The following is a 21,680-nucleotide window of genomic DNA, read 5'->3' as shown; positions in this document are numbered from 1 at the left end:
GGCCGTGGCGGTGCCGCCGGACCTCAGGTCTGCCAGGTGTCGGTGCCGGCGATGAGGGCGGCCAGCGCCGCGTCCGAGCTGGGGTCCTGGCCCAGGGCCTCCTGCTCCCGGCGGACGTGGTCGCGCACCAGGTCGTCGTAGACGGGGCGGTCCACGTCGCGGAAGACGCCCATCGGCGCCTGCGCCATGGCGCCGGTCGAGGTGAGCCGGCTCAAGGCGAAGGCGCGGCTCGGATCGTCGATGGTCGGGTCGTGAACCAGCACGCTCTCGAGCCCGACCTCGGCGACCTCCACGACGCGGACCCCGCCGCCGGGATCGGCCACCACGCCCAGGTGGCCGTCACGGCCGAAGACGATCGGCTCGCCGGCCCGCAGCCGGATGATCGACTCCTCCCGGCCGGGGCCGCGCAGCGCCTCGTAGGCACCGTCGTTGAAGACCACGCAGTTCTGGTAGATCTCCACGAAGGAGGCGCCCCGGTGCCTCGCCGCCGCATCGATCGTCTCCTCCAGGGCCTCCTGGTCGGCGTCCAGGGTCCGCGCCACGAAGGTCGCCTCGGCGCCGAGGGCCAGGCTCATCGGGTTGAGCGGGGTGTCGAACGCCCCCGCAGGGCTCGACTTCGTCACGGCGCCGGCCGGTGAGGTGGGGGAGTACTGGCCCTTCGTCAGGCCGTAGATGCGGTTGTTGAAGAGCAGGATCGTCAAGTTGACATTGCGTCGCAGGGCATGCACCAGATGGTTCGCACCGATCGACAGGGCATCGCCGTCACCGGTCACCACGAAGACGGCCAGGTCGTCACGCGTCATGGCCAGGCCCGTCGCCAGGGTCAGGGCGCGGCCGTGAACCGAGTGCATGCCGTAGCTGTTCACGTAGTAGGGCAGCCGGCTCGAGCATCCGATGCCCGAGATCACGACCGTGTTCTCCCGCCTGATCCCCAGCCGGGGGAGCACGGACTGCAGGGCCGACAGGATCGCGTAGTCACCGCACCCGGGACACCAGCGGACCTCCTGGTCGGAGACGAAATCCTTGCGCGTGGTCGGGATCTGTGCCAGGGGGACCCCCGCCAGTCCGTTGCGGCCGCCGGTGCGGTCCTGCGCCTCGGTGCTCATCGGGATTCCTCCGTGGTCTGTGCGGTCCTGCTGTCGGACACCTCGTCGAGTTGCCCGGCCAGGTGGGCGGTCAGCTCGTCCACGTTGAGCGGGAAACCGCGCACCTTGTTGTAACCCCGGACATCGACCAGGTAGCGGGCGCGCAGGAGCGTCGCGAACTGGCCGAGGTTCATCTCGGGAACGATGACCCGCGCGTAGCCGCGCAGCACCCGCCCGAGGTTGGCGGGCAGGGGGTTCAGGGTCCGCACCGGCGCCTGGGCGATGCGGGCTCCCGTCCCGCGCAGGCGCTGGACCGCCGCCGAGACCGGACCGCACGCGGAACCCCACCCCACGACGAGGACATCGGCCCGCCCGCTCGGGTCGTCCACCTCGACGTCGGGCACCGGGATGCCGGCGATGCGCCTGGCCCTGGTCAGCACCATCTCCTCGTGATTGAGCGGGGAGTAGGTGACGGTGCCGGCCTCGACCGACTTCTCCAGCCCGCCGAGCCGGTGTTCGGCGCCCGGCGTGCCGGGCACCGCCCAGTCGCGGGCCAGCGTCCGGGGATCCCGCCGGTACGGCAGGTGGACGGGATTGCCCTGCTCGTCGACGCCGATGGGGCCTGCGGCCAGCTTCGGGTCGATCGGGGCGATCGCCGCCAGGTCGGGAAGACGCCACGGTTCTGCGCCGTTGCCCAGGAAGGCGTCGGTGAGCATGACGACCGGCGTGCGGTACTCGATGGCCGTCCGGCAGGCCCGCACGGCGGTGTCGAAGCAGTCGGCGGGGGAGGTGGGGGCCAGGACGGGCAGCGGTGACTCGCCGTTACGGCCCCACAGGGCCTGCAGGAGATCACCCTGCTCGGGTTTGGTGGGCATCCCGGTCGACGGGCCCGCTCGCTGCACGTCGACGATGACCAGCGGCAGTTCACTCATGACGGCGAGATTGATCATCTCCTGCTTCAGCGCGAAGCCGGGACCCGAGGTGGTGGTGACGCCCAGCGAGCCGCCGAAGCTCGCGCCGAGGGCCGCGCCGATGCCGGCGATCTCGTCCTCGGCCTGGAATGTGATGACCCCGTAACCGGCTCTCCTGCTCAGCTCGTGCAGCAGATCGGACGCCGGGGTGATGGGGTAGGAGCCGACGAACAGCTGCAGTCCGGCGCGGTGGGCGCCGACCATGAGACCGTACGCGGTGGCGGTGTTGCCCGTGATCTGCCGGTAGCGGCCCTTCGGCATCGGTGCGGGGCGTACCTCGTAGCGCACGGTGAACAGCTCGGCGGTCTCGCCGTAGTTCACGCCCGCCTTGAGGGCGGCGATGTTGGCGTCGCGGACGTCCGGTTGGGACGCGAATCTGCGGTCGATCCAGTCGATGGTCTCCTCGATGGGGTGGGAGTACAGCCAGCTGACCAGTCCCAGCGCGAACATGTTGCGGCAGCGTTCGGCCTGTTTGCGGCCCAGACCGAGGGCCTCGACGACGGTGCTGGTCAGCGCGGTCATGTCCAGGTGGACGACCTGGTAGGCCCCCAGCGAGTCGTCCTCGAGCGGGTTGTGCTCGTAGCCGGCCCTCTTGAGGGCGCGCGGGGTGAAACCGTGGTCGTCGACGATGATGAGGCCGCCGCGCCGCACGTCACCGGCATGTGCCCTCAGCGGGGCCGGGCCCATGGCGACGAGTACGTCGAGACGCTCGCCGACAGTGGTGACCTCGTGGCTCGCGAACTGGACCTGGAAGCTGCTGACACCGGCGATCGTGCCCTGCGGCGCCCTGATCTCGGCCGGGTAGCTCGGGAAGGTGGTGGTGTCGTTGCCGAAACCCGCCGACTCCGAGCCGAAACGGCCACCTGCCAGTTGCATGCCGGTGCCCGAGTCGCCCGCGAACCGGATGACGACCCGATCGACCTGCCGGGTCTGAGCGCTGGTCTGGTCGGTGCTCACAATCTGATCCTCGCCGACGGGACACGTCACTGTTCCTGGCCCCACCGGCCACGACTCCCCATATCAGCGGTCCCGCCGCATCACTCCTCACGGTAGCCGCGTCGCAAGCGCTGTTCCCAGGTTCCAGGGGCACCGGCCGCTACGCTGTGAGCATGTCTTCGGTGGCCCTGGGTGCGTTCGGCGTCTTGCGACGTCTCGGGACCGATCTCGTGACGGCGGCCCGGGTGGGCGTCGTCCGGCGGGGCTTCTGCGGCACCGCACTCATCGCCATCGGCGCGTTGAGCCCGGCCTATCTGCCGCGCAGCTCCCCGTGGTGGCGGATGCTCGCCTCCCTGCGGATGGAGGGCTCGCTGTCGAAGATCACCGGCACCGTCGTCACGATGGCCGGTCTGCTGCTGGTGATGAGCGCCTGGTTCGCGTTGCGTCCGCTGCGCTCGTCCCAGGCCGGTTCGCGCAGCCGCGGCCCCCAGGTGTACCGGCACGTCAAGCACTGGGCGGTACTGGCGATCTGGTCGGCCCCCTTCCTGCTGGCCCCGCCCATCTTCAGCCACGACGCCTATTCGTACGCGGCGCAGGGCTGGCTCGTGCACAACGGCATCAACCCCTACTACTCGGGGCCCGGGGTGCTTCCGGGCGCCTTCGCCGACCAGGTCTCCTGGGTCTGGCGCGACACGCCCAGCCCGTACGGGCCGCTGTCGATGCAGATCTCGCACCTGCTGCTGCACGTCTTCGGCTTCGACCCGTACTGGTCGGCCGTCGCCCAGCGCATCCCGGCGCTGATCGGCGTCGTCCTCATCGGCGTCTGCCTGCCGCGCATCGCGGCCCGCCTGCACATCGACCCGGCCTTCACCGCCTGGTTCGGTACCCTCAACCCGCTGCTCATCATCGACTTCGTGGGCGGCTGCCACAACGATGCGCTCATGATGGGTCTGGTCGTCCTCGGTCTGTGGTTCGCCACCATCCCGCCCGCCCGCCGCACCCCGCAGACCCGCCGCCGCGGCTGGTCCGACGGCGGGTGGTGGTGGCTGCTCGGGGCGGTGGCCTGCGGCGTGGGCGCTGCCATCAAGCAGCCGGCCCTGCTCGCCGCCTACGTCGTGCCCATGCTGGCCCGCCGCTGGTCGGGCCCGGGGCTGCGTGAGGGCCTCATCTCGGTCTCCCGGGTCGCCGTCTCGATGGTCGTGGCGATCGGCACGTTCGCCGGCATCAGCCTGTGGACGGGGCTGGACTTCGGCTGGTACAACGCCGTCAGCGTGCCCGGCAGCTCGAACTCGCCGGCGCCCTCGACGATCGTCGGCCAGCTCGTCCAGCTCTGCCTGCGTCTTGCCGGCGGCGATCCGTCGAGCCGCACCGCGGTCGACATCAGCCACACGGTGTTCCTGGGCATCGGCATCGTGCTGCTCGCCGTCACGGCCCTGACGGTGGCCCGCCGTCGGCCGGCCACCTTCGTCTCGTGGGGTTATCTCATCGCCGCGATGGCCAGCCCCGCCCTGCACTCCTGGTACATGCTCTGGGGCGGCCTGACATTGCCGCTGGCGCGCCCCAGCTCACGCCAGATCTCTATCGCCATCTGGGTGAACTTCGCGCTGCTCGGCTACGACGCCATCGACATGAGCCTGCGCAACAACGGACTGGCGATCTCGATCGCCGCCGTCATCGCCTTCCTGTTCATGACCTGGTCGCATCTCTCGTCGGTCACGGTGCCCGGGCGCAGACCCGAGACGGCGGCCCATCTGGTGATCCAGAGCAGCCCCGACATGACGAGCCGGGGCGCCTGACGGGCCGGGCCCGTGATCCGCCCGTTGCGGGGCGTCACAGCTGCGCCGTGTCGTACTCCACGACGACGGGGCAGTGATCACTCACCCGGGCCGAGGGATCCTCGTCCCGCTCGGTCGTGCCGCTGACGGCCGTTCGCGCGAGTCGTGGTGTGGCCAGGTGGTAGTCGATGCGCCAGCCGGTGTCCCGGGCGAAGGCCTGGCCCATCCAGCTCCACCACGAGTAGGGGCCGTTCTCGTCCGGGTGCAGTGAGCGCACCACGTCGACGAGCGTTCGCGGACCCAGCTGCTCGGCCAGCCAGGCGCGCTCCTCGGGCAGGAAGCCGGAGGCCTTCTGCGCCGGGCGCCAGTTCTTCACGTCCGCCGTGTCGCGGGCGACGTTGAAATCGCCGACGAGGACGAACTGGCGGCCGGCCCGCAGCGCGGCCCTGCGGGACCTGGCGAGCTGGGGTCCGAAGCCCTCGAAGAAACGCATCTTGCGTTCGTAACGGCCTCGCACGCCCTCCAGCTGCTCCGGGGTCGGTGTCCTCGTGCGGACGCTGGGGGCGAGCAGCGAGTCGCCCTTGGGCAGATAGAGACAGCCGACCGTGACCGGCTCGTCGGCCAGGTCGACCTCGATGTAGCGGCCCTCGTCGACGAACTCCGCCAGGGGCCGGGCCAGGGTGCCGCCGGCCATGCCCACCAGCTCGGGGGCGACGGGGGACAACTGCCCGCCGGCGATCGAGAAGACCTGTCCGCCCCAGGTGCGCACCGCGGCGACCGGTGTCCGGGTCATGACCGCGACCCCGTTGCGGCCCGCCAGCGTTCCCGGACAGTAGACCACGTGGTAGCCGTCGAAGACGTCGAGCGGCACCTTGTCGGCGGGGCAGCGCACCTCCTGCAGGCAGATCACGTCGGGGCACCGGCGCCTCACCCAGCCGCCGAAACCGCGGCGCTGCGCGGCGCGGATCCCATTGACGTTGTAGGTGGCGAGGGTCAACATGAGTTCTCCTGTGTCAAGCGGCTGCCGTGAAGCCGTGGCGGGTCGGGTGCTGTTCTCAACGATGATGCGGATGAAGTGGCGCGTGAGGCAGCGTAGTGCTTCACGGGCGGAGGCGCCCGGCCGACCAGCCCGATCGGCCCGCCAACGGGGTGTGCTGTGCCCGCCCCGTCCCCGAGCTGACACACTAGGGGCCATGACGAGTACTTCTTCCCCCGGTGCCAAGGCGGCGAGGAAACCCGCGACCTTCTGCTCGGGCACCACCTTGCTGGCCGCGGCCCTGGCCATCGTGATCGGTCTCGGCCTGGGATGGGGCCTGCTCTCCCCGGTCAATGCGCCCTTCCTCGCCTTCCCCTCGGTGATCGCCTCGGTCATCCTGGCGGTTCTGGCCGTCATCGGCCTGTTCCGCGACGGCAGCACGGTGCGCATCGGAGACGTCTTCTTCATCGTCGCCGCGATCGCCGACGCCATCGTCGTCCAGCTGACCGCGCACACCCTGCGGCCCGTGAGCGCAGCCGTGCTCGCCGCCGTTGTCGTCATGTACGCGGCGATCGTTCTGGGCATCTTCTTCGTCTGCCGCCGGACCGCCGACACGGACACCCCCCGCGCCGTCGAACCGCAGTACCCCGCCGTCCCCCCGCAGCGCGGCGCGGACCGGGCGGAGGACAACGGGGGTGATGCCGGGGCAGCCGAGCGGGCCGGAGCCGAATGAGTCCTCGCCGCCCGACGACCCCGCGGGCGCGGTCCGCAGCCGGTGCGGTCCGGCTCGACGTCGAACCGCGGCGCAGCCGCGCCGCCCTCGCCGCCGCCATCGGTGCGGCCGTCCTCCTGCTCGCCCTCGTGATCGTCCCCCCCGTGCTGCGCCTGACGAGGGGGGCCACATCCGAGGCCGCCAACGCGGGCATCCTCCTGCTCGCCCTCGCCGCCGTCCTGATCGGGGCCGTCCTGTTCGTGCTGGCCGTCATCGGACTCGTCCGAAGCCATGGCACCCCCAGGATCGGTGCCCTGCTGCTCGTCATCGACGGGCTGGTACAGCTCGTCTACGGGTGGGCGGGGAACTCGACCCTGATGGTCGACGCCCTCCGCGACTCCTTCCTCGTCTGGAGCTGGGCGGTCATCAGTATTGTTCTCACCGTCGTGGGCTGCGTCTTCGTCCTGGCCAGGCCGAGACCCGTGGGCACGGCCAGGGAGCACCGTCGCAGGGGTGCCAGGAGCTGACCGGACGCGGCCGGCGGCCCCCTCTGGGCCATCAACGAGTACCCCCTCGGGGCTGCGCTCCGAGTACCCTCGGGGGTCCATCCCGAGTACCCTCGGGGCTCCGTCCAATTTCCCCTGCGGGACTCCATCCAATTTCCCCTGCGGGGAAGAGACTGGTAGAGTCTGTCGTCGCATGGCAGGTTGCCCGAGCGGCCAATGGGAGCGGTCTGTAAAACCGTCGGCGATGCCTACGAAGGTTCGAATCCTTCACCTGCCACCGCGCGGGGCCACGGCCCCGCGGTGCGAAAATCCCCGTGCCGGATGGGTACGGGGATTTTTCGCGCCCGGGTGACGGCGTCAGGTGACCGCAGTGGGACTGCTCCCCGGCAGATGGCCCACGCCGATACCCGCAAGAATCCTGTCGGAGAGTTCCCCGAGACAGCTCAGATTCGCCAATCCCGGCCCATGGCGGAACCCCGACAGCGACGGGACGAACAGCAGCGGGGAAAGGCCGTCCACGGCGAGTGCCGGAGTCATGCGACTCTCGAGAGAACCGGCGGTGAGGTCGCCGCCACAGGCCGCGGCCACCAGCGACCGGGTCTGCTGGTCCATCAGCTCGGTGAACCACACGGGGCTGCCGCCGCGGGCATCGACCACCAGGTCGAAGAAGGCGGTGTGGGATCCTTGCACCGGGTCCGTCACGGTGAGTTCCACCCCTGAGCCGGCTTCGCGGGCATCGCGCACCGTGCCGCGCAGATGGGCGATGCGGTCATCAGAACTCAGGCACTCGTGCATCGCGACGGAGATCACCCCCCTGTCCGTGCGCGAGATGAAGTCCCGTCTGGCCTCGTCATCGAGGTCCGCCCATTTGTGCGGGTCGGAGTACATCGCGTTCTCGAACTGGCCCTCACCCCGGGAGAAGAGCGTCGCGGCGGGGCAGACGAGACTGATCTCGTCGACATCGTGCCTGATCATCTCGCTGATGACGCTCGCTGAGCTCTCGCCGCCGCCGATGACCGCGATCCTGGCGGCCTCGGGCAGTTCGTGGTCGGCGATGATCCGCCAGAAGCCGGCCAGGGAGTACACCCGGGGGATCTCCGCGATACGACGCGTGCTGGGCCCCGGGCCCGTGACGAGCAGGGCGTCACCGGTGACGGTCCGGCCCCAGCCATCGATCATGTCGACCGACAACGACCAGCCGGCGGCATCGGCATGCAGACCGGTGACCCGACCCCGGATCGGATCCAGGCCGGTGCGGGCGGCGACCCAGCGCAGGTACTCCGCCCACAGCCGGTGCTGCGGCCGGGGCTGGCCGCGGTCGATCCACGAGGCGTAGCGGCCGGTCTCGATGAGGAACCGTACCCAGCTCAGGGCGAGCAGCTCGCGGTCGACGACTCGGCTCAGCGATCCAGTCATGCCGTCGGCATCAGGGTCGGGCGGCAGGGCGTCGGCAATGCGCGTGCGGTAGGGGAAGCCGACATCCTTGAAGGGCGAGGTGCCCAGGACATGCCGCCCGTTGGTCCACCCGCCCTCGGGAAGCCAGTTGCCGCCGACACCGACAGGGTCCACGACCTGGATCTCCGGAAGCGTCATCCCCAGCCCGCGGAGGACATGAGCCTTGGCCTGAACGGCGACGGCCTTGGGTCCTGCGCCGATGATGACGAGTGAGGTCACAGCGGATCAACTCCTTCGAAAACGGGTGAACAGCGGTCGCCAAACCCTGCTCGTGCAACACATGAAGCCTATTCACGAAAATAATTCTGGAATGCCGCCGGACTCATTCACAGAATCATCTGGGGTGATTCCCAGTGGGCTCCGACCGTGAGTGGAACACACTGGTGAAGTGGCGTGCTCCGGGGTCGGCAGGGAAATGCCGGGGCGAATCCTGAATGCCGTGCAGGGATTTCTGGTCCGAAATGTGCCGGCCGGGCGTGACATCACCTGAGGGATGAGTGCTCCGGCGGTGGCGTGTTCTGCGGGGTCGGCCACCTGGAGTCCGATGTGACAAGCACGTATGGGGTTCTCGACGGTAGGGGCGGGCGGCATGGCCGGATGCGCCGAACGACTGATGGCGGGTCCCTCCGATCGATGAATCGCGCCCGGTGAACAACTGCGCGATGAACTGGCCGTTGATTTCGTTCGCGTCCTTGGAATCACCGGCATGCTGTGAAGAATTCACGCCCGATCACATCCGAGGCGCCTACGCTGCAGTCGTGGTGACCGCCGAGCCGTGTCGGTGACGACCGTGGATCGTGTTGCCGCCGCGAAGTGTCGGAGAGTCATGAGCCCCGCGCTGCACCTGGAACGGGTCGGTGGTGCGGTCCGCGATGAATCGCCCAGGACCGCGGCTGGGGCGTCGGGAAGGAGAATCATGAGCAGAGGAGAGCAGCCGACCGGCGGGAATGGTCAGGAGGCCACCCGGCGGGTACTGGCCCGCCTCCGCACGGATGTGCCACGGGACTGGGTGCTCGCCGACGGGCCACCGGTTCCGGATCTGGCCCGGTTCACCAGGGACCGCCTGGGGCATGCCGATGTCGAACTGCGGGTCGCCGATCCCGAGGAGGACGCCGAGATGGTCGCCGCATGGATGGCCCGGCCCCACCTGGTCGCCACGTGGGACCAGGCGTGGCCCGCGCGGCGATGGGCCGATGACTGGCGGGAGCGGCTGGCGGGGACCTACTCGGTGCCGTTGATCCTGCTGTACCGGGGTATCGCGGCCGGGTACGTGGAGGTCTACCGCCCCGCACGTGACGAGATCGGCCGATGCTATGCGGCGAGGCCCCATGACCTGGGCTTCCACATCGCGATAGGAGAACCCGCGATGACCGGCAGGGGAGTGTTCTCGCCGCTGCTGCCCATCATGGCTGATGCCCTCATCGACGCAGACCCGCGATGCCACCTGGTCGTCGTCGAACCCGATGCGGGCAACACCGGGGTGCATCGGGCGTTGCGCTCGACCGGATGGGTCGACGACGGTGAGGTGCAGCAGCGCGTCGATCGACGAGTCAGGATCTTCCACCGGTCCGACCGGCGGGTCGCACTGGATCTGCGCGACGCCTGAGCCGACACCTCGCGGAGGAGCCCCACGGTTTCCTCCCGGCTGCCCGCAGCACGACCCCACCTGGTGCTGTTCGCCCTCGGCTGACGAGCGGAAATGGCTTCCGACAAGGGGATTCGCACAGGAGGGGTGATGGACCGCGAGCAGATGGCGAAATGACCGCGGGTAGGGGAACAAGACCGTTCGCTCCCCGGGTTGCACCGGTGACACATCCATCGACCAGGACCAGGAGGTACCCGCAGTGTCGCTCGTAGGAACCCAGCTCCTTCCCTTCAAGACCACCGCCTTCCACCAGGGGGACTTCGTCGAGGTCACCGACGAGACCCTGCGAGGAAAGTGGGCCGTCGTCTTCTTCTACCCGGCCGACTTCTCCTTCGTCTGCCCCACCGAACTCGGCGATCTGGCCGATCACTACGACGAGTTCACCGCCCTCGGCGTCGAGATCTACTCCGCCTCCACGGACACCCATTTCGTCCATGCCGCCTGGCACACCGACTCCGACCAGGTCCAGAAGGTGCAGTACTACATGCTCGGCGATCCCTCGGCCCAGCTGGCAACCAACTTCCAGGTGCTCCGTGAGGGCGAGGGCCTGGCCGACCGCGGCACCTTCCTCATCGACCCCGATGGCGTCATCCAGCTCATGGAGGTCAGCGCCGACGGCATCGCCCGTGACGCCACCGAGCTGCTGCGCAAGGTCCGAGCCGCCCAGTACATCCGCCAGCACCCCGACCAGGTCTGCCCCGCGCACTGGGACGAGACCGGCGACACCCTGACCCCGGGCCTCGACCTCGTCGGCAAGATCTGACCGCCGGCCGCCGACCAGGAGACACGACCATGGCAGTACTCGACGAGAAACTCATCGCCCAGCTGCGCCCGCTGATGGACCGCATCACCAGGCCCGTCGAATGCGTCGTCAGCCTCGACGACCGCGAGCAGTCGCACCGGATCGACGAGATGCTCGGGCAGGTCGCCGCCCTGTCCGAACGCATCAGCGTCCGGCGCGACGACACCGCCCACGATCGCAGACCGTCCTTCTCGCTCACCTCGCCGGGCACCGGGATCTCGATCACCTTCTCGGCGCTGCCGCTGGGGCACGAGTTCACCTCCTTCGCCCTGGCCCTGCTCCAGGTCGGCGGCAACCCCGTCAAACTGGACGAGGCGACCATCGAAGCAGTCAAGGCGGTCCAGTCCGACCAGGAGTTCATCACCTACATCTCGCTGACCTGCCAGAACTGCCCGACCGTCGTCCAGGCCATCAATGCCATGGCGGTCATCAACCCCAGGATCCGGCACACGATCGTCGACGGCTCCCTGTTCCGGGACGAGGTCGAGGCACGGAACATCCTGGCCACCCCGACCATGTACCTGAACGGGGAGCTCTTCGGCCAGGGGCGCATGGAGGCCGCCCAGATCATCGCCGCACTCGACCCCGAGGCCGGTGCCGCCGCCAGCGCCGGGCTCAACGACCGGGCCCCCTACCAGGTGCTCGTCGTCGGACAGGGGCCGGCCGGTGTCTCGGCGGCCATCTACCTGGCGCGCAAGGGCATCCGCACCGGCATCATCGGCGATCGCTTCGGCGGCCAGGTCAACGACACCCTGGCCATCGAGAACCTCATCTCCGTGCCCCACACCGAGGGTCCGAAACTGGCCGGCGATCTGCGCGCCCACGCGAGCGAGTACGACGACATCGACATCATCGACGGGGTCACCGCGACCGGCCTCAGCCGCGCCGACGACGGCACCATCACCGTCCAGGTGGGGCCGGACGCCGCCCTGCGTGCCGGGGCGGTCGTCCTGGCGACCGGCGCCGGCTGGCGCCAGATGGGGGTGCCCGGTGAGCAGGAGTACCGCAACAAGGGCGTCACCTACTGTCCCCACTGCGACGGCCCGCTCTTCAAGGGCAAGGACGTGGCCGTCATCGGCGGCGGCAACTCCGGCGCCGAGGCGGCACTCGACCTGGCCGGTGTCGCCCGCAGCGTCACCGTCATCGAGTTCATGCCCGAGTGCAAGGCCGACGAGGTGCTGCTGCGGCGCATGGGCGAGACCCCGAGCATCGAGGTCGTCACGAACGCCGCCGTCCAGGAGGTGCTCGGCAACGGCGACCGGGTGACGGCGATCCGCTACCAGGACCGCGCCAGTGGCGAGGAGACCACCGCCGAGCTCGATGGCGTCTTCGTCCAGATCGGGCTGGTACCGAGCACCGGCTGGCTGCCGGACGAGGTCGACCGTGATGGGCGCGGCCAGATCATCATCGACGCCCGCGGCACCACCAGCATGCCCGGCGTCTTCGCCGCGGGCGACTGCACCAACACGCCCTACAAGCAGATCGTCATCGCCTCGGGCGCCGGCGCCACCGCCGGCCTGTCGGCCTGGGACTGGCTGGTCCGCGGCCGGTCCTGATCCGCCCGTCCGGCCCGGCTGACGTCGCCCGTGCGGTGAGCTGGGCCGGACAGGAACACCCTCACGCCAGGAGGATCCCGTCGAGCGTGTAGGTACGCGCCGGGTTCGAGTTCGTCGTGACGACGAACTGCCAGTAGTCGTCGGACCAGTGCACCTGGAAGCCCTGGTAGAGGTTCACCGCAGGGTCCTCGCGGCACGCGTCGGTGATCCCGGTGAGCGTCTGCGCGTCGATCTCGTCCCAGGAGAACCGCCCTGTGGTCGTCGATGGCTCCTCGGTCTCCTCTTCGACGGTGAGCACGGCCGGGTTCTCGGCGCCGCGGGCCTGCAGGTAGGTGGTGGACAGGGTCAGGCCCGACTCGTCCGCCGGCTGGGTGGCCTGGACCAGTTCCTTGCTCGGGTCGTTCTGGTCCTGCCGGACGATGACCTGCGACAGCGGGGCGTCACCGGTCAGGGCGGGCAGTGTCTCGTCGAGCGCCCGCGTGATGGACTCGGGCGATGAGAAGCCCTCAGGCAGCGTCATCTCCTCGTCCCCGAGCCATGCTTCGGTCAGCGCGTAGCCGTCCCCCGAGTCGGTGGGGCACAGCACTGAGTAGGCGATCTCGCCGCCGCGAGCCGCCGTGACCTGGACCTGCGGAGAGCCGTGCTCGCAGTCGGCGCCCGTCCAGGTCGACCGCAACCGGTCGAGGTCGAGCGCATCCCGGTCCAGGGCGGCCAGGTTCGCGCTGCTGGTGTCGGTGGAGCTCGTCTGATCCCGCCCGGGGAGCAGGTAGCGGTAGCGGACGCCGTCGGAGCCGCTCGCGCCGGCGATCGTGAGGCTGTCACTGGTCATGACGATGCGGGTCGGTTCGAAGGCGGAGTCGGCGGCGAGCGACTGGTCGATCGCCCAGCCCACGAACTCGGGGTCGGCGACGTCATCGTCCTGCGGCAGGCTCGGCCCGATGGGGTGGATCTCGCTCGGTTCGTCCTTCGCCGGCGAGAAGAGCCCGGCGATGGCGCCGGTGACGGTGACGGCGAGGACGACGAGCAGGGCGATGAGGACGGCCAGGGCGGTGACGAGCATCCTCATCAGCCGTCTCCTGAGCAACGACGATGGATTGGCGAAGGGGCTGTGACGCAGTCGCATGGGGCTCCTTGTTCCTGGGGGTCGCCCCCGATCCTAACCAGTGGACCAGCGGTAGTGGGTCGGTGTGAGGGGTCAGTTCAGCCGGGTCCCGTCGAGCGCGTACTCGGCGCCGGAGCGGGCCTGGATCGTGAATTGCTCGAACCCGGTGCTCCAGATGATGGTCAGCAGACCATGCTCATCAATGGTGCTGTTCATGATGGTTTCGATGACGGTGGGATCGATCTCGTCGCGATTCAGCTCGTGGCCGGTCTCCCAGCTCCTTGTCCTACTCGACATCCACCGCGTGGTGATGGCATCGTCGGATCCCCCGGTCAGGTGACTGGTCGTCACCAGGAAACCCTCAGCATTGTCCTGGTAAACCAGGCAACCGTCCCAGCCCTCCCGACTGTTGCCGTAGCGGAGTACGACGCCGGTGACGGGACGATCGGGCGCGGCGACGGCGAATGGCTGATCCAGGACCTCGGAGATCGCTGTGGCATCGCTGAAACTGTCGGGCAGGGGTATTTGCGTTTCGTTCACCCAAGCCCGGGTCAATCTGTAGGAACAGAACTGCGAGTAGACGGCCTGCTGCGACCAAGTGCTCGTGGCGCTGACCTCCAGGCGGCCCGGACACTCGGCATCGACGTCCTCCAGATGGATCACGAGGCGTTCGTAGAACTCGGCCCCGGTCGGCAAGGGAGCCTCCATGCTCGTGCTGGCAGGGCCCTGGTCTTCGGCTGCATCGGATCTGCTCTCCGACTCGAAACCGTTCGTGGAGTACCGGCGGATTACGTAGGCACTTGAGGCGTCATAGCCGCTGATGGTCATCGTTTCCGCTAAAACCCCAACCCGGAGTTTGGTGGGCGTGAAACCGTCCGTGTTGTCCTCGGTGTCGGCCACTGCCCAGGCGATGAACTCGGGATCGGTGATGGACCCGTGGCGGCTTCCACCCGTTCCTGTCGTGCCGTCCTGCCCTGAGCTGCTCGGAGCCGACGTGCTCGGCGAGGCCTGCGGGCAGGGCTGACCGCCGCAGCGCTCCCGCTCCTGCTGCCCTGCGGCCCAGCGGATCGTTGTTGCCGCGACGAGCACGGCGAGGGTGAGGATGGCGGCGAGCGACATCGTGCTCGGGATGCGGCGCCGGGTGGCCGGTCCTTGTGGTGCGGGCATGTTCTCTCCGAGGTCGGGGCTGCGACCCAGCCTAGGGCACTGCCTGTCAACCGGCCCTGCTCCGGGTCACACAGTCCCTGACGTGCCCGTTGCGTCAGGGCGGGCTCGGCTGGCCCTGCAGGCGATGTCCTGGCACGATCCGTCCCGCGGCCGGAGAGCCCGACCCTGACCGGTGCTCGGTGATCCCGTCCCAGGCGATCCGTTCCGTGGCGGGCTCGCCCCGCCGCACCGAGACGATTTGAGAACCGGGGCAGGGGTCCGGTAACATTCTTCCCCGGCTGGCCCCTATAGCTCAGCCGGTAGAGCGTCTCCATGGTAAGGAGAAGGTCTGCGGTTCGATTCCGCATGGGGGCTCCGCTGCGGCAGGGCCGTACACCGCGCGACCCGGTCATCAAGGCAGCTGCTTGCGGGCCGCGAGGCCGGCAAGAGGCGGGATAGCTCAGGCGGCAGAGCAAGCGGCTCATAATCGCTGTGTCGCGGGTTCGAATCCCGCTCCCGCTACCAGGGCCGTGGCGCCTCGTGCGTCATGGCTTTCTCATGAGAGCCGCAGGGCCCACGGGCTCTGCGGGAACGACGAGACGTGCTCCGTGGAGCACCGGCACGACAGAGGTTCGATCATGGCCAAGAAGACCGGGGATGTCCGCCCCAAGATCACGCTTGCCTGCACCGAGTGCAAGGAGCGCAACTACATCACCAAGAAGAACCGCCGCAATACGCCGGATCGTCTTGAGCTGAGCAAGTTCTGCCCGCGCTGCGGCAAGCACACCGCTCACCGCGAGACCCGCTGAGCGAATCTGGTTCCTTCCTTGAGGCCGCCGGGCGCCGCCCGGCGGCCTCAAGCCGTTCGGCCATGTCGGAACGCGAAGACAGTAGGAACGGGATCGCTATAGAGTCCTGACCATGAAGACCCCCTCGGCCCGTCCCCGCCTGTCCCCGGACCGTTACCCGCCCGCCCTGCAAACCCCAGACGAGCTGTGGCACTCGGTGGCCGGCACCGTGCTGGTCCGCGTGGGCGGCGCGATCGTCGCTGCGCTCGGCGACTGGTGGGTACTCGGCGTCCTCGGATCCGGACCCTTCGAGCAGGTCCTCATGCTCCTCGGCGCGCGCCTGGTCGTCATGGCCTCCTTCATCGTGCTCTTCGTCCCGCTGACGAGCTGCTGGGTGGGCTGCGCGGGCAGCCTACTGATGACCGTCGGTCTCCTCTTCGGCCCGGCGGGATCGAGCAGGGTCATGCTCGCCCCCGCCATCGCGATGAGCGTCTGCTACGCGCTCGTCCCGCTGCTGCACATGCTCGACAAACGCCGCTACACCCAGGCGGCCCGGGGCGCGGTCGGTTTCCTGCTCACCGAGACCGAGCGACGCGATCGTCGCGCCATGGCCACCATCGAGAAGACCAGCGCCGGAAGAACGATCGGCACCTGCCTGGTGATCGGCCTCTTCTGCTTCTGGGCGCTGACCGGTTTCCGTGCTGGGCGCGCCACGCCGGGCAACCCCCTGCCCTTCTGCTGCACGCTTGTCATGGGCCTGACCATCGCGGGCTGGTGGGTTCGTGCCGCGAGCCGGCGCGACCGCAGGCGCCTGTTCACCCAGCAGACCGACGTGCACCTGCTGGAGTGGCAGCAGTCCGGCAAGGAGGTCCTGCTCGTCCAGCCGGGGTCGACACGGCCCATGGCCTATCTCCACGACCCCAAGGCCGTCAACCGGCCGCTGCCACGATCCCGGACGAACAACGGGGCCGAGGCGAACCCGATCCTGCCCACGCCGGCCCAGCGCCAGCTCGTCTACGTCTTCGGCTCACTCGACCCCAGCCACGCCATCGGCCTGCGCGACGGCGCCGGACGCGCCTGGACGGCGAACCTGTCGCTCCACCCCGACGCGGCGCAACTGCCGCCGCGCGCCGACGGCCGCACCCTCATCGCGCCCGAACTGTTCTGGAACCTCGCCCCCGAGGCCTTCGAGGTCTACGACCCTCTCCTCGACTCCTACCTCGGCGTCCACGCCCCGGGCGAGCCGGCACCCGGCCGCGACCCGCACGCGCTCGACGGCCTGCTCGGTCAACGCGCCCACGACGGCCGGCCCCAGCCTGCCCACAGCGCCTCGGGGGTGCCCGCCGACCTGCTCCGGGCCGGGCCCGCGGTGCTCCCGGCCTCGCTGCGCAGGCCCGTGACGCCGCCCCGCCAGGCCGCCAGAACCGCAGACCACGCCCAACCTCAGACCGAACAGGTCGCCCCGGTCTCCACGGTGCAGCCCACCGGGCCGGTGGCCACCGTGCAGCCGGCGGAGCCGGTGCCCGAACCCGTCGCCGGGCCCCCGTCCGAGACGATGCCTCCGCCCGCTGCCCGGCCCGAGCCCGCGCCGGACCGCGGCGACGACTGGTTCACGCCCATGACCACGTGGACCCCTTCCAGCGAGGTGCTCTCGCCCGGCACGACCTGGCGGTCCGCGATCGACTGGGAACCGGCGAGCAGTCTGACGAGCGACTGGGAGCCGACGAGCGGTCTGACGAGTGGCTGGGAACCGGCGAGCGGTCTGACGGGTAGCCAGGACGGCCCATGGCGGCCCAGCACGGCCTGGCGGCCCAACAGCTGGCAGCCCGGCGGGGGAGCAGCCGCCGGCTGGACCCCGCCCGGCCTGGGGGCCGTGGGCGACGACGAGGAGACGCCCCATCCGTCGCCGGGCCCAGCCGAACCCGCCGATGGGGCCCCAGACGCCGACCAGCAGTGAGCCGGCCGGCCCCGGGCCGTGGAGGAAACGGTGGGCAGGCCGGTCACCCTAAGATTGAGGGGTGAGCATCGGCACAGAACACGAGGGACGGACCTACCCCTCTCCGCGGCCCTACACGGTGAGCCGCGCCAAGATCGAGGAATTCGCCGGAGCGCTCGGCGACACGAATCCCGCGTACACCGGGGACGACGAGTCCGTCATCGCACCGCCCACCTTCGCGGCGGTCATCGCCGCCCGGGCCTGGGGCGCGATCTTCGAGGACCCCGACCTCGGCCTGGCTCTGCACCGCACGATCCACGCCGACCAGCGCTTCGAGATCACTCGCCCGCTGCGTGTCGGGGACCGGATCGTCTCGACACTGACCATCACGAAGGTGCGCCGTCGCGGCCCCGCCGACATGGTCACCATCTCGGTCCAGCTCGACACCATCGAGGGCGAGCCCTGCTGTACCGCCGTCTCGACCCTCGTCCACACCCGTCAGGAGGATGCGGCATGAACGGCTTCGACCCCGCCTCCGTCGCCGTGGGCGACGAACTTCCCGCCCTGGACCTTTACGCCACCCGTGCCGCGGCCGTTCGCTACGCCGGCGCCTCGACCGATTTCAACCCCATCCACTGGAGCGACCGTTCGGCCCGCGAACTGGGCCTGGACGGCGTCATCATTCACGGCATGTGGACGATGGGTTCGGCACTGCGCGTCGTCACCAACTGGTGCACGGACCCGGCACGCCTCATCGACTACGCGGTGCGCTTCACCAGCCCCGTCCGGCTGCCCGATGACGACGAGGGCACCCACGTGCGGGTCACCGCCCGGGTCACCGAGATAGTCGACGAGACCGCCACCATCATGATCGACGCACGCATCCCGGCGGCCGCCGAGGGCGAGAAGGACACCAAGGTGCTCGGCGCGGCCCGGGCCCATGTCTTCATAGGGGAGCACGCATGAGTATCGAGTGGGAGGAGGACGTCGAGCAGTTCCCGGCCGCGGGCGAGGACTGCCGCATCGACCGCGCCGACGGCTTCCTCGAGCCCCGCACGGTCCCCGCCTCGCCGCAGCTGAGCGAGCACACCAGCTTCCACATCGGCGGCCCCGCCAAGCACTTCGTCATCGCCCGGACCGAACGCGAACTCATCGACGCCGTCACCGAGGCCGACGAGGCCGGAGAGCCCCTCCTGGTGCTCTCGGGCGGTTCCAACGTGCTCATCAGCGACACCGGCTTCGACGGCACCGTCGTGCGGGTCGACACCCACGGCATCCAGGCCGAGGTCTCGGCCTGCGGGGGAGCGGTCGTCGGAGTCGCCGCCGGTGAGGTCTGGGACGACTTCGTCGCATTCGCCGTGCAGAACCAGTGGCGCGGCCCCGAGGCCCTGTCGGGCATCCCGGGTCTGGTCGGTTCCACCGTCGTGCAGAACGTCGGCGCCTATGGCACCGACGTGGGCCAGTACGTCTACCGGGTGCGCACCTGGGACCGCGAGACCAGGAGCTACCGGACCTTCGCCAACGCCGAATGCGGGTTCGCCTACCGGGACTCGGTCTTCAAGCAGACCCGCGAGCCCGGGGCTGCGACCGGCCGCTACGTCATTCTCGAGGTCGTCTTCCAGTTCCTGCTGGGCGACCAGTCCATGCCGATCGCCTACGCGGAGCTGGCCGGGCGGCTGGGCGTCGAACCCGGGAGCCGGGCCCCGTCAGCGCAGGTGCGCGAGAGCGTGCTGGCCCTCCGGGCGGGCAAGGGCATGGTCATCGATCCGCAGGACCACGACACCTGGTCCGCCGGCTCATTCTTCACCAACCCGATCCTGAACCCCGAGCAGGCGGCCCGGCTACCGGACGAGGCGCCTCGGTTCCCCCAGCCGGATGGGCGCGTGAAGTCCTCGGCGGCCTGGCTCATCGACCACGCCGGTTTTCACAAGGGCTTCGGCGACGGTCCGGCACGGCTGTCGACGAAGCACGCGCTCGCCCTGACCAACCGCGGCGACGCCACCGCCGAGGACGTCATCGCCCTGGCCAGGACCATCCGGGACGGGGTCCAGGCGGCCTACGGGGTAGGGCTCGTGCCAGAACCCGTGCTGGTCGGCGTGGGCATGTAGCGGGACGGGACGGCGCCGCTACCCGCGAGGAGAGAGGAAACCACCCCGCTGGGTGGCAGCGGGGTGGTTCTCGATGTGGGGGTCAGTAGGCCCCGGAGGAGCTGAACACCGCTTTGAAGGTCTTGAGCAGGATGCTGAGGTCCTGCACCAGGGACCAGTTGTTCACGTAGTAAAGGTCCAGGCGGACCGTGTCGGCCCAGGACAGGTCCGAGCGGCCCGAGACCTGCCACAGCCCGGTGATGCCCGGCCGCACGTCGAGGCGACGACGGACGTGCTGTTCGTACTTGTCGACCTCTGATTTGAGCGCGGGGCGGGGCCCGACGAGGGACATGTCGCCCTTGAGGACGTTGAAGAATTGCGGGAGCTCGTCGACCGAGAACCGGCGGATGAACCCGCCGACCTTCGTGATGCGCGGGTCCTTCTTCATCTTGAACAGCACGTCGCCCTCGGACTCGTTCTGGTGCTGGGCGATGAGCCGCTCCTTGATCTCGGCCGCATTGGTGACCATGGAGCGGATCTTGTAGCACTCGAAGGGCTTGCCGCCGATGCCGATGCGCTGCTGCTTGAAGATGATCGGGCCGCCGTCCTCGATCTTGATGGCGAGGGCCGTGACGGCGATGACCGGCAGGCTGAGCAGGATCAGCAGCGAGGAGAACACGATGTCGCAGATGCGCTTGGCGACCTGGCTGTAACTGTGCGTCGACGGCTTGTCGATGTACATCAGCGGCATACCGGCCACCGGCCGCATGGTCATGCGCTGGGGCGCGATGTCACTCAGCGCCGGGACGACGATCAGCTCGATGTTCTCGGCCTCGAGTTTCGCGGCCAGCCGGTCGAACATGTGGGAGCGCGAGAAGGAACCCTCGGCGAAGACGATGGTGCCGACATCGCTGCTGCGCGCCACGTCGAGAACGTTCTCCAGCATGCCGACGGCCGGGATGTTCGGGTACTGCAGGCAGGGCATCATGTTCGGGGTCAGCACACCGACCACGTCGTACCCCAGCCACCGCTCGCGCTTGAAGACCTGGATGACGTCTGCCACGTGTGTCGCGTCGCCGGCCACGATGACCGAGCGCCTGATCCTGCGGCGACGGTGCAGGACGAAGAGGATGCGCCGGTGAATCCACCGGTCGACCAGCAGCGCCGGAACGCCGATCGCGTAGGTGAGGAGGAAGAACCCGCGGGAGATCGACGCGTCGAGCAGATAGGCGCCGGCGCCGGTCAGCCCCATGGCGATCAGCGAGCCATGCAGGATGGTGCGGTAGTCGATGACCCCCACGCCGATGTTCCGGATCCGGTAGGCCCCGCACCGCGCGAGGCAGACCAGCCAGACCAGCACCATGAGGACCGCGGCGGGGCCGACCGTGCCGCCCGCGACGAACCAGTCGATGGCGTCGCGGTACCTGGCCGCGAGGAGTGTCGTGATCGCCATGACAGCCAGATCGCAGCCGGCCATGCCCCAGACGATCCTGGTGCTGCGCCGGCGAACCTGGTCCCGGGGCTCGACGCTGGTGCGCCACTCGACTCGGGGGGCAGACTCTGCGCCGACGTTCGAGAACAACTCATCGAAGTTCTTCTCGTCGAAGTCAGCGAGGGATTGATCCTTGGTGATGAGTGACATGGCAGAAGTCCGCGGACGGAATCACCAGCTTTCGGTGAGGGGGTGTATGGGTCCATGCGGAAGCCGGCGCCGAGTCCGAACCATGATGGGCGTCACGCCATCGCCGAGGGGTTTGCTCAGGTGCGGTGATGATTCGTGCGGTGAGGTGGGTCTTCAGCTGTCAAGCTGTGGTCGGGGGTGTCGAGGTCGGCTTCGAGGAGAAGATTATCGCCTCCTGTGAGGAAAAACCATGCGAGCACGCCCGACCAACAGCGTCCCGGCAAGCAGCTTCATGCCCCTAGGGGGGTGCTCGCTGTGAGCGGATCATCAACGGTGCTTGTCAATCAGGGTTTTGTTCGCTCTCGGCTGTGCTCAACCTGGGGGCAAGCTGTGGGTCATGTTGCCATGAATTGCCTCGGCCGACCTCTTGAAGGCTGGTATGGGTCGGTGACGAGCGCGGATGAGTGCTGTGAAAACTGTGAATCCCTCATCGGATCGACCCTGGTCATGTCTCAGGGTTCCCCTGATCCTGCCAGGGGGGCGCGGTCCGGTGCGTCCCCCACTCGCGTCCGCGCCCCCCT

Annotated in this window: 18 protein-coding genes and 3 tRNA genes; 14 read left to right on the top strand and 7 right to left on the bottom strand. The window is 69.2% G+C overall.

The features are described from left to right. Positions 1-23: 23 nt before the first annotated feature. Positions 24-1,106 (bottom strand): 2-oxoacid:ferredoxin oxidoreductase subunit beta, encoded by a 1,083-nt coding sequence (locus PROPJV5_RS08600; RefSeq protein WP_119715944.1) that lies wholly within the window; start codon positions 1,104-1,106, stop codon positions 24-26. Then, complete coding sequence (locus PROPJV5_RS08595) at positions 1,103-2,932, bottom strand: 2-oxoacid:acceptor oxidoreductase subunit alpha (RefSeq protein WP_239018449.1); 1,830 nt, start codon at positions 2,930-2,932, stop codon at positions 1,103-1,105. The genes PROPJV5_RS08600 and PROPJV5_RS08595 overlap by 4 nt, the downstream gene beginning before the upstream one ends. A 233-nt stretch (positions 2,933-3,165) precedes the next feature. Between PROPJV5_RS08595 and mptB the strand changes: the two genes are divergently transcribed. Further along, positions 3,166-4,788: a polyprenol phosphomannose-dependent alpha 1,6 mannosyltransferase MptB gene (gene mptB, locus PROPJV5_RS08590; RefSeq protein WP_147385411.1), complete on the top strand. Its 1,623-nt coding sequence runs from the start codon at positions 3,166-3,168 to the stop codon at positions 4,786-4,788. Between the two features lie 34 nt (positions 4,789-4,822). Here mptB and PROPJV5_RS08585 read toward each other — a convergent pair whose 3' ends face one another. Then, a complete protein-coding gene (locus PROPJV5_RS08585; protein ID WP_119716010.1) occupies positions 4,823-5,764 on the bottom strand; it encodes an exodeoxyribonuclease III in 942 nt (313 codons plus the stop codon). 196 nt (positions 5,765-5,960) lie between these two features. On the opposite strand from PROPJV5_RS08585, the gene PROPJV5_RS08580 reads away from it, so the two are divergent. The 3 genes from PROPJV5_RS08580 to PROPJV5_RS08570 all read left to right on the top strand — a co-directional run bounded on the left by PROPJV5_RS08580 (position 5,961) and on the right by PROPJV5_RS08570 (position 7,238). Continuing rightward, a complete protein-coding gene (locus PROPJV5_RS08580; RefSeq protein ID WP_147385410.1) occupies positions 5,961-6,476 on the top strand; it encodes a hypothetical protein in 516 nt (171 codons plus the stop codon). Next, positions 6,473-6,982, top strand: coding sequence for a hypothetical protein (locus tag PROPJV5_RS08575; RefSeq protein WP_119715940.1), 510 nt, complete (start codon positions 6,473-6,475; stop codon positions 6,980-6,982). The genes PROPJV5_RS08580 and PROPJV5_RS08575 overlap by 4 nt, the downstream gene beginning before the upstream one ends. 174 nt (positions 6,983-7,156) lie before the next feature. Further along, a tRNA-Tyr gene (locus PROPJV5_RS08570) sits at positions 7,157-7,238 on the top strand. An 80-nt stretch (positions 7,239-7,318) separates the two neighbouring features. On the opposite strand, the gene PROPJV5_RS08565 is transcribed toward PROPJV5_RS08570, so the two are convergent. After that, positions 7,319-8,635, bottom strand: a complete 1,317-nt coding sequence (locus PROPJV5_RS08565) for a SidA/IucD/PvdA family monooxygenase (RefSeq protein ID WP_119715939.1) — start codon at positions 8,633-8,635, stop codon at positions 7,319-7,321. A 697-nt stretch (positions 8,636-9,332) separates the two neighbouring features. On the opposite strand from PROPJV5_RS08565, the gene PROPJV5_RS08560 reads away from it, so the two are divergent. From PROPJV5_RS08560 to ahpF, 3 genes are all read left to right on the top strand, one after another. Next, positions 9,333-10,022: a GNAT family N-acetyltransferase gene (locus PROPJV5_RS08560; protein WP_119715938.1), complete on the top strand. Its 690-nt coding sequence runs from the start codon at positions 9,333-9,335 to the stop codon at positions 10,020-10,022. 238 nt (positions 10,023-10,260) lie between these two features. Beyond that, positions 10,261-10,824 carry an alkyl hydroperoxide reductase subunit C gene (gene ahpC / locus PROPJV5_RS08555; RefSeq protein WP_119715937.1) on the top strand — a complete coding sequence of 188 codons (564 nt, stop codon included), beginning with the start codon at positions 10,261-10,263 and terminating at the stop codon, positions 10,822-10,824. A gap of 29 nt (positions 10,825-10,853) precedes the next feature. Then, entirely contained in the window at positions 10,854-12,419 is a 1,566-nt protein-coding gene (ahpF, locus tag PROPJV5_RS08550) for an alkyl hydroperoxide reductase subunit F (RefSeq protein WP_119715936.1), read from the top strand. Positions 12,420-12,480: 61 nt separating this feature from the next. Here ahpF and PROPJV5_RS08545 read toward each other — a convergent pair whose 3' ends face one another. Together PROPJV5_RS08545 and PROPJV5_RS08540 are read right to left on the bottom strand one after the other, a co-directional pair. After that, the gene (locus PROPJV5_RS08545; RefSeq protein WP_119715935.1) at positions 12,481-13,485 is read right to left on the bottom strand and encodes a hypothetical protein; all 1,005 of its coding nucleotides are present in this window, start codon (positions 13,483-13,485) and stop codon (positions 12,481-12,483) included. A 129-nt stretch (positions 13,486-13,614) separates the two neighbouring features. Beyond that, a complete protein-coding gene (locus PROPJV5_RS08540; protein ID WP_147385409.1) occupies positions 13,615-14,688 on the bottom strand; it encodes a hypothetical protein in 1,074 nt (357 codons plus the stop codon). A 281-nt stretch (positions 14,689-14,969) separates the two neighbouring features. Here PROPJV5_RS08540 and PROPJV5_RS08535 point away from each other — a divergent pair. The 7 genes from PROPJV5_RS08535 to PROPJV5_RS08505 all read left to right on the top strand — a co-directional run bounded on the left by PROPJV5_RS08535 (position 14,970) and on the right by PROPJV5_RS08505 (position 19,499). After that, positions 14,970-15,042: transfer RNA gene (locus PROPJV5_RS08535), tRNA-Thr, on the top strand. Positions 15,043-15,116: 74 nt separating this feature from the next. Further along, positions 15,117-15,192, top strand: a tRNA-Met gene (locus tag PROPJV5_RS08530). 113 nt (positions 15,193-15,305) lie between these two features. Beyond that, positions 15,306-15,476 (top strand): 50S ribosomal protein L33, encoded by a 171-nt coding sequence (gene rpmG, locus PROPJV5_RS08525; RefSeq protein WP_119160970.1) that lies wholly within the window; start codon positions 15,306-15,308, stop codon positions 15,474-15,476. A 112-nt stretch (positions 15,477-15,588) separates the two neighbouring features. Further along, the gene (locus PROPJV5_RS08520) at positions 15,589-17,412 is read left to right on the top strand and encodes a hypothetical protein (protein WP_119715932.1); all 1,824 of its coding nucleotides are present in this window, start codon (positions 15,589-15,591) and stop codon (positions 17,410-17,412) included. A 61-nt stretch (positions 17,413-17,473) separates the two neighbouring features. After that, the gene (locus PROPJV5_RS08515; RefSeq protein WP_119715931.1) at positions 17,474-17,908 is read left to right on the top strand and encodes a MaoC family dehydratase; all 435 of its coding nucleotides are present in this window, start codon (positions 17,474-17,476) and stop codon (positions 17,906-17,908) included. Next, complete coding sequence (locus PROPJV5_RS08510; RefSeq protein ID WP_119715930.1) at positions 17,905-18,357, top strand: MaoC/PaaZ C-terminal domain-containing protein; 453 nt, start codon at positions 17,905-17,907, stop codon at positions 18,355-18,357. The genes PROPJV5_RS08515 and PROPJV5_RS08510 overlap by 4 nt, the downstream gene beginning before the upstream one ends. Continuing rightward, positions 18,354-19,499, top strand: coding sequence for a UDP-N-acetylmuramate dehydrogenase (locus tag PROPJV5_RS08505; RefSeq protein WP_119715929.1), 1,146 nt, complete (start codon positions 18,354-18,356; stop codon positions 19,497-19,499). The genes PROPJV5_RS08510 and PROPJV5_RS08505 overlap by 4 nt, the downstream gene beginning before the upstream one ends. Positions 19,500-19,581: 82 nt before the next feature. Here the strand turns inward: PROPJV5_RS08505 and PROPJV5_RS08500 are convergent, their stop codons facing one another. Further along, positions 19,582-21,120: a sugar transferase gene (locus tag PROPJV5_RS08500; RefSeq protein WP_239018442.1), complete on the bottom strand. Its 1,539-nt coding sequence runs from the start codon at positions 21,118-21,120 to the stop codon at positions 19,582-19,584. Positions 21,121-21,680: the final 560 nt, after the last annotated feature.

The sequence above is a fragment of the Propionibacterium ruminifibrarum genome (genome assembly GCF_900289195.1).
Lineage (GTDB): Bacteria > Actinomycetota > Actinomycetes > Propionibacteriales > Propionibacteriaceae > Propionibacterium > Propionibacterium ruminifibrarum.
The sequence above is the reverse complement of the archived record's forward strand: the minus strand, read 5'-3'. Positions and strand labels throughout refer to the sequence as shown.